This window comes from Agrobacterium sp. rho-8.1 (assembly GCF_033957725.1).
Classification (GTDB): Bacteria; Pseudomonadota; Alphaproteobacteria; order Rhizobiales; family Rhizobiaceae; genus Agrobacterium.
Genome location: NZ_CP192789.1, coordinates 63206 through 80833, shown reverse-complemented (window position 1 = coordinate 80833; position 17628 = coordinate 63206). Strand labels below are relative to the sequence as shown.

At 57.8% G+C, this 17628-nt stretch carries 15 protein-coding genes; 5 read left to right on the top strand and 10 right to left on the bottom strand.

The annotated features are described in order from the left end of the window. Positions 1-23: 23 nt before the first annotated feature. Positions 24-2276, top strand: coding sequence for a heavy metal translocating P-type ATPase (locus RMR21_RS15165; protein WP_498670305.1), 2253 nt, complete (start codon positions 24-26; stop codon positions 2274-2276). Here RMR21_RS15165 and RMR21_RS15160 read toward each other — a convergent pair. After that, positions 2273-3598 carry an NAD(P)/FAD-dependent oxidoreductase gene (locus tag RMR21_RS15160; protein ID WP_498670304.1) on the bottom strand — a complete coding sequence of 442 codons (1326 nt, stop codon included), beginning with the start codon at positions 3596-3598 and terminating at the stop codon, positions 2273-2275. The two genes, RMR21_RS15165 and RMR21_RS15160, sit on opposite strands and share 4 nt — an antisense overlap. A gap of 227 nt (positions 3599-3825) precedes the next feature. Here RMR21_RS15160 and RMR21_RS15155 point away from each other — a divergent pair, with 227 nt between their 5' ends. Then, a complete protein-coding gene (locus RMR21_RS15155) occupies positions 3826-4302 on the top strand; it encodes an Lrp/AsnC family transcriptional regulator (protein WP_498670303.1) in 477 nt (158 codons plus the stop codon). 11 nt (positions 4303-4313) lie between these two features. Here RMR21_RS15155 and RMR21_RS15150 read toward each other — a convergent pair whose 3' ends face one another. The 7 genes from RMR21_RS15150 to RMR21_RS15120 all read right to left on the bottom strand — a co-directional run bounded on the left by RMR21_RS15150 (position 4314) and on the right by RMR21_RS15120 (position 12763). Next, positions 4314-5978 (bottom strand): ABC transporter ATP-binding protein, encoded by a 1665-nt coding sequence (locus RMR21_RS15150; RefSeq protein WP_498670302.1) that lies wholly within the window; start codon positions 5976-5978, stop codon positions 4314-4316. Further along, positions 5978-6820, bottom strand: coding sequence for an ABC transporter permease (locus RMR21_RS15145; RefSeq protein ID WP_183894988.1), 843 nt, complete (start codon positions 6818-6820; stop codon positions 5978-5980). The genes RMR21_RS15150 and RMR21_RS15145 overlap by 1 nt, the downstream gene beginning before the upstream one ends. Before the next feature lie 2 nt (positions 6821-6822). Next, positions 6823-7773 (bottom strand): ABC transporter permease, encoded by a 951-nt coding sequence (locus RMR21_RS15140; protein ID WP_498670301.1) that lies wholly within the window; start codon positions 7771-7773, stop codon positions 6823-6825. A 134-nt stretch (positions 7774-7907) separates the two neighbouring features. Continuing rightward, positions 7908-9521, bottom strand: coding sequence for an ABC transporter substrate-binding protein (locus RMR21_RS15135; RefSeq protein ID WP_498670300.1), 1614 nt, complete (start codon positions 9519-9521; stop codon positions 7908-7910). A gap of 74 nt (positions 9522-9595) precedes the next feature. Beyond that, the gene (locus RMR21_RS15130; protein ID WP_498670299.1) at positions 9596-10312 is read right to left on the bottom strand and encodes an HAD-IA family hydrolase; all 717 of its coding nucleotides are present in this window, start codon (positions 10310-10312) and stop codon (positions 9596-9598) included. A 229-nt stretch (positions 10313-10541) separates the two neighbouring features. Then, on the bottom strand, positions 10542-11915 hold the full coding sequence (locus tag RMR21_RS15125; RefSeq protein ID WP_498670298.1) for an aspartate aminotransferase family protein: 1374 nt from the start codon (positions 11913-11915) through the stop codon (positions 10542-10544). A gap of 14 nt (positions 11916-11929) precedes the next feature. Further along, on the bottom strand, positions 11930-12763 hold the full coding sequence (locus RMR21_RS15120; RefSeq protein WP_498670297.1) for a GNAT family N-acetyltransferase: 834 nt from the start codon (positions 12761-12763) through the stop codon (positions 11930-11932). On the opposite strand from RMR21_RS15120, the gene RMR21_RS15115 reads away from it, so the two are divergent. From RMR21_RS15115 to RMR21_RS15105, 3 genes are read left to right on the top strand one after another with little or no spacing between them, the layout of a single operon-like run. Then, a complete protein-coding gene (locus RMR21_RS15115) occupies positions 12762-13088 on the top strand; it encodes a hypothetical protein (RefSeq protein WP_498670296.1) in 327 nt (108 codons plus the stop codon). The two genes, RMR21_RS15120 and RMR21_RS15115, sit on opposite strands and share 2 nt — an antisense overlap. After that, positions 13085-13753 carry a haloacid dehalogenase type II gene (locus RMR21_RS15110; RefSeq protein ID WP_498670295.1) on the top strand — a complete coding sequence of 223 codons (669 nt, stop codon included), beginning with the start codon at positions 13085-13087 and terminating at the stop codon, positions 13751-13753. The genes RMR21_RS15115 and RMR21_RS15110 overlap by 4 nt, the downstream gene beginning before the upstream one ends. A 27-nt stretch (positions 13754-13780) precedes the next feature. Beyond that, a complete protein-coding gene (locus RMR21_RS15105; protein ID WP_498670294.1) occupies positions 13781-15058 on the top strand; it encodes an NAD(P)/FAD-dependent oxidoreductase in 1278 nt (425 codons plus the stop codon). 41 nt (positions 15059-15099) lie between these two features. Here the strand turns inward: RMR21_RS15105 and RMR21_RS15100 are convergent, their stop codons facing one another. Beyond that, the gene (locus RMR21_RS15100) at positions 15100-16557 is read right to left on the bottom strand and encodes an NAD-dependent succinate-semialdehyde dehydrogenase (RefSeq protein ID WP_498670293.1); all 1458 of its coding nucleotides are present in this window, start codon (positions 16555-16557) and stop codon (positions 15100-15102) included. A 13-nt stretch (positions 16558-16570) separates the two neighbouring features. Next, positions 16571-17617, bottom strand: coding sequence for a tartrate dehydrogenase (locus RMR21_RS15095; protein WP_498670292.1), 1047 nt, complete (start codon positions 17615-17617; stop codon positions 16571-16573). Positions 17618-17628: the final 11 nt, after the last annotated feature.

The window sequence follows — 17628 nt, the reverse complement described above, 5'->3', positions numbered from 1 at the left end:
TTACAGATGAGAAGGACCACATCATGAGCACGGCTTTGCAGACCAGATTTCGTGTAGAGGGCATGGACTGCGCCTCTTGTGCCAACAAGATCGATACCGCGGTGCGTCGTATGGATGGCGTGGCGGATGTATCCGTGTCCGTGACAGCCGGAACGATGACTGTCAGTCATGACGACAGGAGCGATCTGGTTGCCATCGGCAAAAAGGTGAGCGGGCTTGGTTATGAGGTCAAGCAATTGCCTGCAGGCGGCTTCAGCGCACAGGCGGCAACGCATGAGCATGGCCCTGGTTGCTCGCATGATCACGGTCACAATCACAATCATGACCATGACCATGGTCATAGTCACGCGCCCGTTGCTGCGACGTCGGTTGCGGTTGAGGGGCTGCATGGTCACGATCATGGACCAAGCAATGGCCCTTGGTGGAAAAGCAAGAAGGGGCGGGCGACCATTCTGGCCGGTCTGGCGCTGGTCGTTGCCTATGGTATCGGCCACCTGGTCCCGGATATTCAATTTTACGCTTTCACCGCCGCAATGCTTGTCGGTCTCGTTCCCATCGCCCGCCGCGCTTTTATGGCCGCGCGCGCCGGAACACCGTTTTCCATAGAAATGCTGATGACGATTGCGGCCTTGGGCGCGCTCGTCATCAATGCCACGGAAGAGGCCGCAGCGGTTGTCTTCCTGTTTCTCATGGGAGAGCTTCTGGAAGGTGTGGCCGCCGGTAAAGCCCGCGACAGCATCAAGTCCCTGGCGGCGCTTGTTCCGAAGACGGCATTTGTCGAGGAGGATGGGAAAACCCGTGAGGTGCCCGCCCAAAGCCTTACCCTTGGCGCAATTATACTCGTGCGGCCCGGTGATCGCATTTCGGCCGACGGAACGATCCTTTCTGGCGAAAGCGCCATTGATGAGGCGCCTGTGACCGGTGAAAGTGTGCCGGTTCATAAAAAGCCTGGTGACACCGTTTTTGCCGGAACTGTGAATGGCGACGGCGCCGTGCGGGTAAAAGTGACCGCCACGGCGCAGGACAACACCATCGCCCGTGTGGTGAAGCTGGTGGAGGAAGCGCAGGAGAAAAAAGCACCGACCGAACGCTTCATCGATCGCTTTTCCAAATATTACACGCCGGCCGTGGTTGTCGTTGCAGCATTGGTGGCCACCATACCGCCACTCTTCATGGGAGGTAATTGGGACGAATGGGTCTACAAGGGCCTTGCCATTCTGCTGATCGGTTGCCCTTGCGCATTGGTCATTTCCACGCCAGCGGCCATTGCAGCCTCCCTTTCCGCCGGTGCGCGTCAGGGTCTGTTGATGAAGGGTGGCGCGGTTCTGGAAGGTCTTGGCAAGTTGACGGCCGTTGCGCTGGACAAGACCGGTACATTGACCGAAGGCAAGCCGAAGGTTACCGACATCGTGCCTTTCGAATTCAAAGAGGCGGACATCTTGCGTTTGTCAGCCGCCCTCGAAACAGGGTCCAGCCACCCACTTGCTTTGTCCATTCTTGCCAAGGCTGCCGAACGGGGTGTTGATATTCCAGCAGCCAGCGACGCCAAGGCGCTGGGCGGCAAGGGTGTAACGGCCGTCGTTGATGGGCAGGAAACATTCCTTGGTTCTCCGCGGGCAGCAGGCGAGCGTGTTGTTCTTTCCGAGCATCATCAACAGGTCATCACTGCGCTCAACGACGAGGGGAAGACCGTTTCCGTTCTCGTCGTCGGCAACCGGTTGGCCGGTGCCATAGCCATGCGTGATGAACCGCGTGCAGATGCCATCAACGGTCTCAACCAGCTGAAAGAGCGCGGAATCAAGATCGTGATGCTGACGGGCGATAATAAGCGCACGGCAACGGCAATCGGCCAGACACTGGGAATCGACGTGCGCGCCGAACTGATGCCAGAAGACAAGCAACGGATTGTCGGTGAGTTGAAAGCAGAAGGCTTTGTCGTTGGCAAAGTGGGAGACGGCATCAATGATGCGCCAGCGCTCGCGGCGGCCGATATCGGCATCGCCATGGGTGGCGGAACGGATGTGGCGCTGGAAACGGCCGATGCTGCCATTCTGCACGGTCGCGTTGCCGATGTCGCCCGCATGGTCGATCTGTCAAAACGCACCATGCGCAATATTCACCAGAATATTGCCATGTCGCTGGGTCTGAAGGCGGTGTTTCTGGTGACGACGATCATCGGCATCACCGGCCTCTGGCCCGCTATTCTCGCAGACACCGGCGCGACCGTTCTTGTTACGCTCAACGCCTTGAGGCTGTTGCGGGTATCGAAGGCCTAAAACTCCGCCACCTTGCCCCAGACGGATGTGTTCAGGCGGGCAGGGCGGTAGGGAGCCGGATCGACAATCGGCGTTGCTCCGGTCACGATATCGGCGACCAGATGTCCTGCACCTGGACCGATGCCGAAACCGTGGCCGCTGAAACCCGCTGCGAGAATGAGTCCCGGAATGGTTTCGACTTCACCAATGGCTGGAACCCCATCTGGTGTGCTGTCGATGAAACCGGCCCAGCTGTTTGCCATGGTTGTCTTTCGCAACTCTGGCAACAGCGCCAGAGCGCGGCGGAGTGTTTCGTCGATCTGCGTCTGGTCGATTTTAGGATCGAGAATGCGGTTCTTCTCCATGGGGGTGATGTCGTCCATCCGCCATTTTTTCAACGTCTCATGGCCCGCCTTCCAGCCCTCCAGTCCACCGATGGCAAGGCTTTTCCGGCGTTTGAGAAACATCGGGACGAACTCGCGGGAGAAGCGAAGCTGCTGCGGTGTGGGATCGACACGCGCCCTGCCGCTGATTGCCAGCGTGTAGCCGCCATCGCCGCGGCTGGTGATGGAAACATCTGCCGTGTGGAGCGCATCGGGTAGTCCCCGCGCGCCTGCTGTGACGGACAGAATGGACGATCGAACGGATGCCTGCGGAAAGCGGATGCCGAGTTGGTGGCAGAAGGAAGAGGCCCAAGCGCCGCCCGCCAGCACCACGGTCTTGGTCGCAATCGTTCCCTTTTCTGTAACGACACCGCAAACGCGGCCCGCCTGTAACTCCAGACCGCGCGCAGCGCACATCTGGTGCACGCTTCCACCGAGCCTCATGATAGCGCGCGCGACGACAGGTGCTGCCCGTGACGGGTCGGCAATGCCATCCGTCGGTGAAAAAACGCCCCCCTTCCAATCGCGGTTGGTCGCGCTGCCGCGCTGCCTGGCTTCATCTGCACTCAACATATGCGTGGTGACGCCAACGGTACGGGCAAAATCGCGCCACCGCGCCCAAGCTTCGATTTCGGCCTCGTTGTTGCTGAGATAAAGCAAGCCGCAGCGGCGAAAGCCGGTCTCTTCACCCGTCTCGGCAGCAAAACGTTCCCATAGCGCCAAGCTATGCGTGGACATGGGCAGTTCACGGGCATCGCGGTTCTGCTGCCTGCACCAGCCCCAGTTGCGGCTGCTTTGTTCGGCACCGACAAAGCCCTTTTCGACCAATGCCACCTTCAATCCGCGCCGGGCCAGATAATAGGCCGAAAACACTCCCGCAACGCCGCCACCGATGACGACGACATCGGCTTCCTGAGGCAATTCGTCGTTGGTTTCGATACGGTACAACGGTGCGGGCATGGCAGTCTCCTATGGACGTCCCATACTATCAGCCAAGCCGTTTTGCACCTGCCGCAGGACGCGGCTCCGGCAGAATTTTATTCTGTAGCGAATGGCTCCGCCGCATCTATCTGCCAAAATCGCATTTATAGCTCCTGCCACGTCGGCAACTTGGCGGTTTTGCTTGCGGAACCAGCATGGCCGCATATTATGCTGTGTCATGATGACCCAGCAGGAAATATGGTGCCATGAAGCTTGACCGGATCGACATCAAGATTCTCCATGAACTTCAAAAGAACGGCCGCATCACCAATGTGGAACTGGCAGAACTCGTCAATCTGTCACCAAGCCCGTGCCTGATGCGCGTCAAGAAATTGCAGTCGGAAGGGTTCATCACCAGCTATTCCGCGCATATCAACATCGGGAAGCTCGGCCAGACGTTGACTGTGTTTACCGAGGTGACCCTGAAAAACCATCGGCAGATCGATTTCGCCCGCTTTCTCGCCGCCGTCGAAAAGCTGGATTCCGTCATCGAATGCCACCTCGTCTCCGGTGGCTACGACTACCTGCTTAAATTCGTCACAGGAAGTATTGGCGAATATCAGACGATCATGGAACGCCTGATCGACATGGATATCGGCATCGACAAATATTTCAGCTTCGTCGTGCTGAAGTCACCCATCGTCAAGCCACACATGCCGCTGACCAGCCTGTTCCCTATGTAGGGTTTACAGCCTTACCGTTTTGCGAAGGCACGCACCAGTTCCGGGTCTCGCTCCAGGCTATCCAGCCAATGGGTATCGAGTTTGGGAACGGATGAAAACAGAAGCTTCGAGTAGGGGTGGGCATTGGCGTTGCCGATAGCCGATGGTGGCATCTGCTCCACCTTTTCACCCGCATACATCACGGCGATTTCATCGCAGATTGCCTGAACCACAGACAGGTCATGGCTGATGAAGATGTAGGAAAGCTTCAGCTCGCGCTGTAATTCCTTCAGCAGATCGATGATGGCGGCGGCAACCACCGTGTCCAGTGCAGACGTAATCTCGTCGCAGAGAATGACCTTGGGATTGGCAGCCAGGGCACGGGCAAGGTTGACGCGCTGTTTCTGCCCACCGGACAATTCACCGGGCCGCCGGAATCTCATGTTGCGAGGCAGTTGCACCATGTCGAGCAATTGCTCCACGCGTGCCTCACGGGCACGTCGGTCCATGCCATAATAGAAAGCGAGCGGCCGCTCCAGAATGTCTGAAATCGACTTGGAGGGGTTGAGCGCTGTATCGGCAAACTGAAAAACGATCTGCAATTTGCGCAGCTCTTCGCGCTGGCGGTCCTGCGCATTTGGGGCCAACTCCCTGCCGTCGAAAATCACATGGCCTGAAACCGGTGGCAAGATGCCTGCGATCGCACGCGCCAGCGTGGATTTGCCGCAGCCGGATTCACCGATAATGCCAAGATTGCGCCCTTCTTCAAGTGAGATATCGACCGATTTCAGGGCAAGTGCCAGCGGCAGCCCGTTCGGCTGGATCGGACCGTAACCTGCGGTGATGCCCTTTGCTTCCAGCAAAGGCTTTTTGTCAGCCGTCGCATCCGCATCTGCAGCACTTGCATGGATACGCGGTTTGAAGGCTGCCAGCAATTCCTGCGTATAGGGATGCTCGGGGCGGTTGATGATCTGGTCGGTCGTGCCGATTTCCTGGATTTCGCCGCCTTTGAGAACCACGATGCGATCTGCGATCTGCGCCACGACGGCGAGATCATGCGAGACATAGACACCCGCCAGATGACCAGCCTTCATGACGGATTTGAACGCGCGCAGCACCTCGATCTGGGTGGTCACGTCAAGCGCTGTCGTCGGCTCATCGAAAATCACCAGACGCGGATTGCCGATCAGTGCCATCGCAGCGGACAGACGTTGCAATTGCCCTCCAGAGACCTGATGCGGGTAGCGATCACCAATGGTCTCGGCATTGGGCAGAGCTAGAGCTTGAAACAGTTCGACAGCCTTCTGTTTTGCTTCCGTATCGCTCATCAGCCCATGAATGCGGACGACCTCGATGACCTGATCCATGATGCGCTGTGCGGGATTGAAGGCTGCTGCCGCACTTTGCGGAACATAGGCAACGTCCGTGCCGCGCAGCTTTGACAAACCTTTTTGCGAGGTCGCAGCCATATCGTTGTTGCCCAGTCGCACGGAGCCGCCGACGATTCTGCAGCCCGGGCGGGTGTGGCCCAGCATCGTCAGGGCAATGGTCGTTTTGCCCGAACCGCTCTCGCCGATCAGAGCGACGATCTCGCCATCGGCAATGTCGAAGCTGACGCCGCGAATGATCTCGACGGTGCGACCGGTATCGGTTTTGGCCTCGACCTTCAGGTCACGTATTTCAACGAGATTGGCCATCACGCACTCCTGTCACGAATTTTCTGCGGCAGATTGTCGATCAGCATGTTGACGCTGATGGTGAGTGTCGCAATGGCGACCGAAGGAAACATCACCGCTGGCGCACCGAAGGAAAGACCGCCGATATTTTCCCGCACCAGTGCGCCCCAGTCTGCATTGGGTGGCTGTACGCCAAGGCCGAGGAAGGAAAGACCGGAGAGAAGCAGCACGATGAAGACGAAGCGCAGCCCGAAATCAGCCAGTACCGGCCCCAATATGTTCGGCAGGATTTCAGCGCGAATGATGTAAAACACCCCTTCGCCACGCGCCCGTGCCACGGTCACGAAATCCATCGTGTTGATATTGACGGCAAGGGCGCGGGCAAAGCGGTATGAGCCGGGCATGTAAATGATCGCCATCGTCATGATCAGGATTGGGATGGATGGGCCTAGTGCTGCGACGATGACCAGGCCGAAAAGCTTGCTGGGTATGGAGATCAACGCATCGAGGAAGCGCGACAGGCACTGGTCGAACCAGCCACCGGCAACCGCCGCACACATGCCCAGCGTCACGCCGGAAAAACAGGCTATGAGAACGGAGGCCAACGAGATGCCGACCGTGTAACGCGCACCCATCAGGATCCGCGAGAAGATGTCGCGCCCCAGATAGTCGGTGCCCATGATGAACTTTTCCGACATGGGGCCGAAATAGTCGAAATCGACGATATCCCCGACGGGATAGGGAATGAGCAGAGGCGCAAAGATCGCAATCAGTGCCCAGAAGAGAATGACACTTGCCGCTGCAATGCCGATGGCATTGAAACGATAACCGAAGCTGCGGGGAGAAAGCGCGATACGGGCCATGGTCAGCGAAGCCTCGGATTGGCGACGATGGCGATGATGTCGGCGATGGTGATCAGGACGAGATAACCGAGGCAGAAGATCATCGCACATGTCTGGATGAGGGGCAGGTCGCGGGTGGCGACGGCATCCACCATCAACTTGGCGATGCCGGGATAGTTGAAGATGGTCTCGACGATGATGACGCCGCCCAGCAAATAGGACACCGAAAGCGCCACCGCGTTGACGATGGGGCCAAGGGCATTGGGCAGAGCGTGCCGTAGCACCATGCGTGACCGTGATGCGCCTTTCAACAGCGCCATTTCCACATAGGGTGTGTCGAGCGTCTCGATCACGGCGGCACGCGTCATGCGGATCATCTGGGCGGAAATCACGAAGCTGAGCGTGATGACGGGCATGGCGAAGACCCGCAGCAACTCACCGAACGAGTGGACCTCGTTGGCGAAGGCGAGCGCCGGCAGCCACTTCAGATAGACCGCGAAAATCAGGACGGCAGAGGTTGCGACCATGAATTCCGGCACGGAGATCACCGCGATGGTGACCGTAGTGACGATGCGGTCGTAGACGGTGCCTCGCATGATGGCGGCGGTGATACCAAGCGTCAGAGCGATGGGAATGGAAAACAGCGCCGTGACGGCGGCGAGCTTCATCGTATTGACCAGACGGCCGCCAATCAGATCGGCAATGGCCATGTTGTTGGCGTAAGACTTGCCCAGATCGCCCATGGCAAGACCGCCCAGCCATCGCAGAAACCGCAAAATGGCCGGATCGTCCAGATGCATGGCCGTGCGAAGACCGGCCACGGCCTCAGGCGTCGCTGATTGGCCAAGCAGGATCTGCGCCACGTCGCCGGGCAACATTTCGGTCGCGAAAAACACGGTAAAGGAGACGATCAAAAGGGTGATGATCGTGATAAACAGCCGGTTTACAACAAGTGCAAGGACATGTTTGTTCATGCAGCCTCTCTTTCGAAAAACGATCGCGGCTCCCGATGATGGCATTGTCCGGCCAAAGGCCGCGAATAGCAATGCGGGGGAGGAAGCAAGCGGACTGTTGCCCGCCACCTGATGCGGCGGGCAAAGGTCCGAAATCAGGCTTCGAGCCAGACGTGTTCGGCAAAGCCGTAACCCATCATGCCGCCAAGCGGGCTGGGCAGAAGGCCTTTCAGCTTTGAAGAGATACCATCGACGTTGGAGATATAGACCGGGATAATCGTGCCAGCCTCTTCGGCGATCATGACCTGCATCTCGTTATAGATCGTCTTGCGCTTTTCGATGTCGAGCAAGCCGCGGGCTTCCACCAGCATCTTGTCGAATTTCTCGGACTTGTACTGGCTTTCGTTCCAAGGTGCGTTGGACGCATAAAGCAGCGAGAAGAGAATGTCCGGTGTCGGGCGCGGGTTGATATTGCCGAAATGCATGGGTGCTTTCAGCCAGTAGTTTGACCAGTAACCATCCGACGGTACGCGCTGGACATCGAACTTCATGCCAACCTGTGCGCCTGCGGCCTGAACCACCATGGCCATGTCGATCGAGGACGCGGCGGCTTCGGAAGCGACGACCGGGATCGACTGGCCGATAAGACCGGCTTTTTCGAAATGGAACTTCGCCTTGTCCGGATCGAAGGCTTTCGGCTTCAAATCCTTGTTGTAATACATGTTGGCTGGCGAAACCGGCTGGTCGTTACCGATTTCTGCCAGACCGCGCAGCACGGACTTCTGGATCTGCTCGCGATTGACCAGGTATTTCATGCCCTGCACGAAATCGGCCTTGTTGCCGGGTGCCATGTCGAGACGCATGTTGAGGTTGGTGTAGTTGCCGGAGGTCGTCTTGGAGATGACGACGTTTGGCTGGCCTTCCATCAGGCGGATGGCCCGTGGGTTGACCGATGCGGCCAGCTGGATATCGCCTGCCAGAAGTGCGTTGACGCGAGCCGTATCATCGGAAATGGCGAAGAACTCGAAGGAGTCGAGATACGGACCCTCGGACTTCCAGTAGTTCTTGTTCTTGATGGCGACGGAGCGAACGCCGGGCTCGAACACTTCGCAGACGAAAGCACCGGTGCCGTTGGCCTTGGCGAAGTCCGTGGTGCCATCGGCAATGATCATGAAATGATGCAAGGCGAGGATGGTCGGAAGGTCGGCATTGGCATTTTCAAGGGTAATTTCCACCGTCAGCTCGTCAACGGCCTTGAAGCCGGTCATCTGCTTGGCGATGGAATTGACCTTTGAGCCGACCGCAGGGTCGAGATGGCGCTTGAGAGAATAGACGACGTCAGCCGATGTCAGCGATTTTCCATTGTGGAACGTTACGCCCTTGCGCAGTTTGACGGTCCAGACCTTGGCATCCTTGCTGTCGATGCTTTCAGCCAGTTCCATCGTCGTCATGCCCGCCTGATCGATGTTGGACAGGCGGTTATAGAAGGCGCTGCAACGAACATAATCCGTGGAAAGCGATGCCTTGGCGGGATCCAGCGTATCGGCGGTGGAGGAGGACCAGCCGGCTGCCTTCAAGGAACCGCCGGAAACCGGAGCTGCGGCAAGCGCCTGACCGGCACGTCCCAGAATGGCCGAGCCTGCGGTCATGGCAACACCGCCTGCCATCAGCATCTTGAGAAGGTCGCGGCGGCTCGCACCCCGGCGAATGGCGTTTTCAACCATCGCATCGTCGGTGGAGGTCCAGTTGATCAGTGTGTTATCGGTCATGTTCATTCCCCTTTATTGTTAAAGTCACGGGTCGAACGGCTTATGGATGCCGCTTTTACCCTTGGAGGGCAGCGTCAGGCGTCGTGTTTCTCCTCCACAGCGCCGGCAAGTGCGGCCATGGAGGTGAAATGGAAATCGGGTTGGGTGAAATTTTCAGGCTCGATGGTTCCGCCATAGCCTTTTTGCGCATGGCGTCGTTCGATCCAGCAGTTCGTCATGCCAAGCTTTCTGGAAATCCCGATGTCATGGTACTGGCTTTGTGCAACATGCAGAATGTCGTCCTTGGTGTTGCCTTCGGACTGAACGAATTCGAAGACGTAGTCGAAAAACGCGGGGTCGGGCTTTTCGGTACCGGTGTCGTCAGCGGTGAAGCCCTGGTAAAACGGGTTTCCGAGCTCTTGCGCGAAACATTCGAATGCCCAGCGCTGCGCATTTGTCATGGCAATCAGCCGGTATCGTGTCGCAAGCTGCGCCAATGCCTTCGCACTATCGGGAAACGCCTTCCAGCTTTTTGCGGAATCGCGGAGACGTTCGCCAAGAGCACGGTCGGCAGGCAGGCCGAGGTCTGGCGCAATCACCAGATAGACACGAACGAGGTCATCTGGAAACAGGCCGACATCCGGCAGATAGCGGGCTTTGCGGTACAATGTCAGCGCTGCCTCGGCATCGAAGGTTACACCGTTTTCGTCGGCGATCTGCTTCAGGCAATCCGTCAGGCCGCTTTCAAAATCGATCAGCGTTCCCACCACGTCGAAGCTCAGATATTTGAAGTCTGCTAAACTCTTCGGCAATGTCATGCTCCTGTTTTAAAAGCGGATCGCGGATGATCTTGGTGGCCTTGGCAGAATTCTATGCTGTGCGTTTTTACCCGTGATCGCGTCTTTTCCGGCTTTTCTGCCGTATTTGGCCTTCGTTGCGTCCATCATCGCAACAATTGATCGCGAGATTCGCTGAAAGACCAGACCCCTGCGGCACAATATTCCGAATATGCCATCAAAGCGGTATTTCCAGCGCAGCCCCTCAAACCATGGCTGACCGAACGTCCGGGTCTTCCAGCGTCTGGTCGAGCGTCATCCGCGTACGCTCGATAATGGCGTCGATCTCGCTTTCGGTGCAGCACAGTGGCGGCGCGTAGCCGAGAACGCCGTTGCCGAAGGCGCGGATAACGAGACCGTTGTCCCAGGCGCGGTCGAAAATGCGGCGCGATGGATCGGCGGCGGCGGGCAAAGGTGTCTTCTTCTGCTTGTCGGTGACCAGTTCGATGGCCGCCAGCATGCCGCGACCGCGGACATCACCAACCAGCGGGTGGTCAGCCAGGCTGTGCAGTCCGGCCATCAGGCGCGCGCCGGCCTTGACACCGTTTTTGAGCAGTCCGTTTTCGTAGAGTCTGAGCACTTCCAGCCCCACGGCGGCGCTGACCGGGTGTGCGGAATAGGTATAGCCATGGCCGATAGCGGCGGCACCTGCACCATCGGCAATCGTATTATAGACCCTGTCGGACATGAAGACCGCACCCATCGGTACGTAGCCGGAGGTCAGGCCCTTTGCCGTGGTCATGAAATCCGGCACCACGTCTTCTTCCGAACACGCAAACAGAGGTCCGGTGCGGCCAAAGCCGGTGATGACTTCGTCCGCCACCAGCAGCACGTCATATTCCTTGCAAACCTCATGCATCGCCTTCAGCCAACCATCCGGTGGCACCAGAACGCCGCCCGAACCCTGGATCGGCTCCACGTAGAAGGCCGCAACCCGCTCCGCACCGATCTCCTCGATCTTTGCACGCAAGGCTGCAACGGAACCATCGATAATTGCCTTTGGATCAGTGCCGACAGGGTTACGATAGGCATAGTGCGACGGAATTTTGTGCTGCCAGTCAAACGGCAATCCGAAGCCGGCGTGGAAGATCGGCAGGGCCGTCAACCCGGCGCCAACCGTGCTGGAACCGTGGTATCCCTGCTCGAGCGAAATGAACTGGTCCTTCTGCGGCGTGCCCAGAGAGTGGTAATAATAGCGGATGAAGCGGATGGTGCTATCCACCGCATCGGATCCGCCCAGCGTGAAGTAGATATGGTTGAGATCACCCGGCGCGCGGTCTGCCAGTTCCGATGCCAGACGGATCGCTGGTTCCGAACCGAGGCTGAAATAACCGGTTGCATAGGGAAGTTCGCGCATCTGCTTTGCCGCAGCTTCCACGATGCTCTCATGTCCGTAACCGGCGTTCACACACCACAGACCCGCGAAACCGTCGATCATCTGATGGCCGGTCATGTCCGTCACTGTTGCGCCTTTGGCAGATTTCATCACGCGGACACCGAGTTTTTCATGGCCCCTGTAGGATGCAACCGGATGAACCAGATGTGCGCGGTCGAGTTCGATAAGGGAATTGCTGAGCATAACGATCTCCAGGATCAACCGAGGGCCTGACTGGCCAGTGCAAATGTTGTGATGGTGGTGTTTTCGCGCGGCTTGCCATCGCGAACCATGGCAATGCCGCCGCCGACATGGGCAAGGCCAAGCTCGGTCAGCCAAGGGGCGAGGCCGCTTTCTTCGCTGGTGTCGACACGCATGAACTGGCCTTCGCGACCTGCGAAGAGAAAGGAAAGCAGATGTCTCGCATCTTCAGCATTTTCTGCCACGACCGGCCCGGCGACATCACCGCGTCCGAAGCGGCGTATCGCGCCAAATCCGGCAATAAGCTCATCGCGACGAATGACGGCGAGGCGGCCATGAACTGCCAGATAGTCGATCAGGTTATGACGATCCATGCCGCACGCGGCGTGATCGAGCTTCGCACATTCTGCCGTATCCGCAGCATTGGCCCATTCAACATGACCGGGTGAGGTTACCGAAGATATCGGCCCTTGATGCTGGACGATGCGATGTGTCTCGCTAAATCCGAGCTTTTCATAAAGCGGCAGGCCGTCTTGGGTGGCAACCAGTCGGCATTCGCGTGTCCCTGCCGCATCAAGGGCGAAATCCATCAAACGCTTGCCGATGCCCAGGCCGCGCATGGCTTCATCCACGATGACCATATTGATGGTCGCGACGTCACCACCATAAAGCGTGGCCATGGCCGTACCCAGAACCCGGTCCTTGTGAACGGCGGCAACACCTTTGCTGAGGGAAAGACCCATGGCCCAATCCTCTAGACGATGTGGCCACTGCGCCTGTTGCGAAAGCGATAGCGCTCCCTCCAGATGGGCTGTGGTCAGTTCAAAGAGATCGATCTGGTTTGCCAACATGGCATCTTTCCTCGTGGCATATGTGCTTTTCTATTTGATAACCCTCAGCGTGAAGAACATCGTCCTGACCTCGGCACCGGTGCGGCAGGTTTGCGCTGTATCTATCGTTGGCCGCCGCATCTTATGCTGCGGGTTGAATGGTGAGGGCCATGCAGGCGACAAGGATGGGCATTTCGCGCAACTCTCTGCCAAAGCTTCGCACCTATACGCAACAATCTGCTTTGCCGACGGCGATTGCGGTGACTGCAACCGGATTCCCGCACCTATGATGGGCGTCATAAAAGAATGCATCCAAACAGCCAATCCAGAGGACAAAACCGTATGACCCAGTTTCGGCCCAAATACATCACCTTCGATTGCTACGGCACCTTGACCCATTTCCAGATGGCGGAAGCAGCGCAGACGCTTTACGGCGACCAGCTGGATGCGGACAAGATGGCGCAGTTCATCAAGAACTTTGCGGCCTACCGTCTGGACGAAATTATGGGGGACTGGAAACCCTATAACGAGGTCGTTCATAATGCGGTCGAACGCGCCTGCCGAAAGAACGGTGTGACCTTTAGGCAAGAAGATGGCCGTTTCGTTTACGAGCAGGTTCCGACTTGGGGTCCACACGCGGATGTGCCTGCTGGCCTTTCAAAAGTCGCCAAGGAAATTCCGCTGGTCATTCTGTCGAATGCCATGGATGAACAGATCATGCACAATGTGGAAAAGCTCGGCGCGCCTTTCCACAAGGTCTACACCGCGCAGCAGGCCAATGCCTACAAACCTCGCTTCCAGGCGTTCGAATACATGTTCGACATGCTGGGCTGTAACCCGGAAGACATTCTGCATGTCTCCTCGTCCTTCCGTTATGATCTGATGTCGGCGCATGATCTCGGCATCAAGAACAAGGTCTGGGTCAACAGAGGTCATGAGCCAGCCAATCCTTATTACGGCTATACCGAAATCAAGGATATCTCCGGCCTTGCTGGCGTTGTCGGGCTTTAAAGTGGTTCACAAAGGCGGATGACGACCATGCAGTTCAAATCTTACTGGCACGATACGGCTCCGGTCTTCACCTCTGCGACAGCGGGGCCGGTCGAGGGCACGTTCGATGTCGCCATTATCGGTGGCGGTTTTACCGGTCTTTCAGCGGCCCGCAGTCTGGCAAAGGGCGGCGCGAAAGTGGTGGTGCTGGAAGCGCAACATGTCGGCTTCGGTGGCTCCGGCCGCAATGGCGGGCACCTGAACAACGGCATCGCCCACAGCTTCGTGTCCGCCAAGGAACATCTGGGCATGGAGCGCGCGAGCGCGCTCTACCGCGCTTATGATGATTCTGTCGATACAATCGAAGCCATCGTTGCGGAAGAGGGCATCGATTGCAGTTTCCGCCGGGCCGGAAAACTGAAACTGGCGTCCAAGCCAGCGCATTTCGATGCGATTGCGAGGAATTTCGAGGTCGTTCATCGCGAGATCGACCCTGATACGGCGCTTCTTTACAAGGCCGAGGTGAAGACCGAGATAGGTTCGGAAAACTTCCACGGTGCGATGCTCTCGAAGAAGAGCGCCATGATGCATATGGGCCGTTTCGTTCACGGTATCGCGGAAGCTGGCGTGCGACACGGCGTGACGATCTTCGAAAAAGCACCGGTGACTGGGCGCAGCAAGCAGGGCGGTGTTCATCGTCTGACGACATCCCGTGGTTTCGTTGAGGCGCGTAACGTCATCGTTGCCACCAATGCCTATACCGCGGGCCCGTTCGATTATTTCAAGCGCCGTATCATCCCCGTCGGCAGCTTTATCGTGGCGACGAGGCCATTGAGCGATGCGGAACTCGCGTCTGCCATGCCCGGCAACCGCACCTGCGTGACCTCGATGAACATCGGCAACTACTTCCGCCTGTCGCCGGACAACCGCCTGATCTTTGGTGGTCGCGCCCGTTTTTCCGCAACATCGGATGCGCGTTCGGATGCCAAAAGCGGAGCAATTCTTAAAGAGGGCTTGGCCGAAATCTTCCCGCAGCTTCGCGGCGTTGACATCGACTATTGCTGGGGCGGTCTGGTCGGTATGACGAGCGACCGTTTCCCTCGTGCGGGCGAAGTCGAAGGGTTGAACTTCGCCATGGGTTATTCCGGCCACGGCGCGCAGATGTCGATCCACATGGGAACACTTCTGGCAGACAAGCTGCTGGGCAAGCCGGACCGAAATCCATTGAAGGGTCTGGATTGGAACGCGGTGCCCGGATATTCCGGCAAGCCATGGTTCCTGCCTGTCGTCGGCTTTTATTACAAAATGCTCGACAAATTTCAGTGATGCAAAAAGCCCGCAACGCGAACGTTGCGGGCTCCTTTGTTTCAGTTCAATCCACCGATGTGGAATGACTTCATTTCAAGATATTCCTCGATGCCGCATTGCGCGCCTTCACGGCCAAGGCCGGATTGTTTGACGCCGCCGAATGGTGCGACTTCCGTGGAAACAGAACCGGTGTTGAGACCGATCATCCCGAATTCCAGTGCTTCCGCCACTCGCCAGGAGCGCTTTAAGCTCTCTGTGTAGAAATAAGCGGCAAGGCCGAACGGCGTACCATTGGCAATTTTCAGCGCTTCTTCTTCCGTATCGAAGCGGAAAAGCGGGGCGACGGGTCCGAAGGTTTCTTCATCGGCCAGCAACATCTCCGTCGTGGCTCCACCCAGCACGATCGGTGCCGTAAACTGCGAACCTTCGGGCAATGCCGGAGCTGTCGATATGATTTCAGCACCTTTCGCAAGGGCATCTTCGATATGACGATTGATCTTGTCGATGGCGGCGGCGTTGATCATAGGGCCGATATCGATGTTGGAATCCGTTCCGGGGCCGACCTTCATGGCTGAAACCCGCGCCGATAGCTTGGCTGCGAAGGTGTCGTAGACGCCCGATTGAACCAGAATGCGGTTGGAGCATACGCAGGTCTGTCCGCCATTGCGGAATTTGGATGCGATGGCACCCTCGACAGCCAGATCGATATCGGCATCATCGAACACGATGAAGGGTGCATTGCCACCGAGCTCTAGGCTGAGGCGCTTGATGCTGTCTGCTGCACCGCGCATCAACAGTGAACCGACACGGGTGGAGCCGGTGAAGGAGATCTTGCGCACGGTCTCGTTGGCCAGCAGTTCGTTGCCGATTTCGGTCGGCATGCCGGTGACGATATTGATGACGCCAGCCGGAATGCCGGCACGCTCTGCCAGCACGCCGAGCGCCAGCGCCGAATAGGGCGTGAACTCGGATGGCTTGATGACGACCGTGCATCCGGCTGCCAGCGCCGGTGCGACCTTGCGGGTAATCATCGCATTGGGAAAATTCCACGGCGTGATGATGCCGCAGACGCCAACCGGCTCCTTCAGGACGACGATGCGCCGGTCCGCTGTGGGGGAGGGAATGGTGTGTCCGTTGATGCGACGTGCTTCCTCTGAAAACCATTTGACGAAGGATGCGCCGTAGCGGATTTCGCCCTTGCCTTCAGCAAGCGGTTTGCCCTGTTCCATGGTCAAAAGCAGCGCGAGATCGTCCTCATGAGCGACCATCAGCGCGTACCATTTGTCCAGAAGTGCTGCACGCTCGGCGTTGGTTTTGGCTTTCCATGGCGCAAAGGCTTTCGCTGCCGCGTCGATCGCTGCGCGTGTTTCATCGCCGCCCATATCCGGCACCGTGCCCATCACGTTTTGCGTGGCGGGATCGATGACATCGACTGTCTTGCCAGATGCTGCATCCAGCCACTTGCCGCCGATGAAACCCTGCTGCTGGAACAGGCTCTGATCTTTTAGAAAATTCATTCCATTTCCTCCTTCAAACCAGTGCTGTCAGCACGGCGGCAGTAATAGCGTCTGTCTTGTCCTTGCCCGGCACGGTTCCAATGCCCTTGCCAGTTGTCGTTTCGATGGCCGAGATGATATCGGCTGCGGCCTGGGTCTCGCCGAGATGATGGAGCATCATTGCGCCGGACCAGATGGCCGCGATAGGATTGGCAATGCCGAGATGGGCGATATCGGGGGCCGAGCCATGAACCGGTTCGAACATGGATGGCGCTGATCTGTCCGGGTTGATGTTGGCCGAAGCCGCAAAGCCAAGCCCCCCTTGGATAGCCGCACCCAGATCGGTCAGAATATCGCCAAACAGGTTGGAGGCGACGACAACATCCAGGCTCTCAGGTGCCATGACCATACGCGCCGCCATGGCGTCGATATGATAGTTCGTCACCTCCACGTCAGGATATTCGTCAGCAATCTTCGCCGTCATCTCATCCCAGAACACCATGGAGTATTTTTGGGCATTGGACTTGGTGATGGACGCAAGTTTCTTACGACGGGAGCGTGCCTGTTCGAAACCGAAGCGCAGAATACGTTCCACGCCTGTGCGGGTGAAGATCGAGGTTTCCACAGCCACTTCGTCAGGCGTGCCGACATGCACGCGGCCACCGGCACCGGAATATTCGCCTTCGGTGTTCTCACGAATGCAGAGAATATCGAAGCCCTCTTTCCTAAGTGGTCCTTCGACGCCGGGCAGCAAACGGTGGGGGCGGATATTGGCATATTGCACGAAGGCCTTGCGGATGGGTAGCAGCAGACCGTGCAGGGAAACAGCATCCGGCACTTCCGCGGGCCAGCCTACGGCACCCAATAGAATGGCGTCATAGGCGCGTAGAATATTGATTCCATCGGCGGGCATCATCGCGCCGGTTTCCTTGTAGAAGGCGCAGGACCACGGCAACGTTTTGCCCGTCAACGTGAACGTACGCTGCTTTGCGGCGGCTGCCTGCAACACCTGCCATGCGGCTTCGGTTACCGCAGTGCCGATGCCATCACCGGGAATGAGTGCAATGGAATGGTTTTTCATCAGCATTATCC

Excerpts from the sequence above, each read along its gene's own strand:
- RMR21_RS15135 (WP_498670300.1), bottom strand. The coding sequence starts at position 9,521 with ATGACCGATAACACACTGATCAACTGGACCTCCACCGACGATGCGATG.
- RMR21_RS15165 (WP_498670305.1), top strand. The coding sequence starts at position 24 with ATGAGCACGGCTTTGCAGACCAGATTTCGTGTAGAGGGCATGGACTGC.
- RMR21_RS15110 (WP_498670295.1), top strand. The coding sequence starts at position 13,085 with ATGACCCAGTTTCGGCCCAAATACATCACCTTCGATTGCTACGGCACC.
- RMR21_RS15125 (WP_498670298.1), bottom strand. The coding sequence starts at position 11,915 with ATGCTCAGCAATTCCCTTATCGAACTCGACCGCGCACATCTGGTTCAT.
- RMR21_RS15150 (WP_498670302.1), bottom strand. The coding sequence starts at position 5,978 with ATGGCCAATCTCGTTGAAATACGTGACCTGAAGGTCGAGGCCAAAACC.
- RMR21_RS15105 (WP_498670294.1), top strand. The coding sequence starts at position 13,781 with ATGCAGTTCAAATCTTACTGGCACGATACGGCTCCGGTCTTCACCTCT.
- RMR21_RS15140 (WP_498670301.1), bottom strand. The coding sequence starts at position 7,773 with ATGAACAAACATGTCCTTGCACTTGTTGTAAACCGGCTGTTTATCACG.
- RMR21_RS15115 (WP_498670296.1), top strand. The coding sequence starts at position 12,762 with ATGGCATCTTTCCTCGTGGCATATGTGCTTTTCTATTTGATAACCCTC.
- RMR21_RS15160 (WP_498670304.1), bottom strand. The coding sequence starts at position 3,598 with ATGCCCGCACCGTTGTACCGTATCGAAACCAACGACGAATTGCCTCAG.
- RMR21_RS15100 (WP_498670293.1), bottom strand. The coding sequence starts at position 16,557 with ATGAATTTTCTAAAAGATCAGAGCCTGTTCCAGCAGCAGGGTTTCATC.
- RMR21_RS15145 (WP_183894988.1), bottom strand. The coding sequence starts at position 6,820 with ATGGCCCGTATCGCGCTTTCTCCCCGCAGCTTCGGTTATCGTTTCAAT.
- RMR21_RS15095 (WP_498670292.1), bottom strand. The coding sequence starts at position 17,617 with ATGAAAAACCATTCCATTGCACTCATTCCCGGTGATGGCATCGGCACT.
- RMR21_RS15155 (WP_498670303.1), top strand. The coding sequence starts at position 3,826 with ATGAAGCTTGACCGGATCGACATCAAGATTCTCCATGAACTTCAAAAG.
- RMR21_RS15120 (WP_498670297.1), bottom strand. The coding sequence starts at position 12,763 with ATGTTGGCAAACCAGATCGATCTCTTTGAACTGACCACAGCCCATCTG.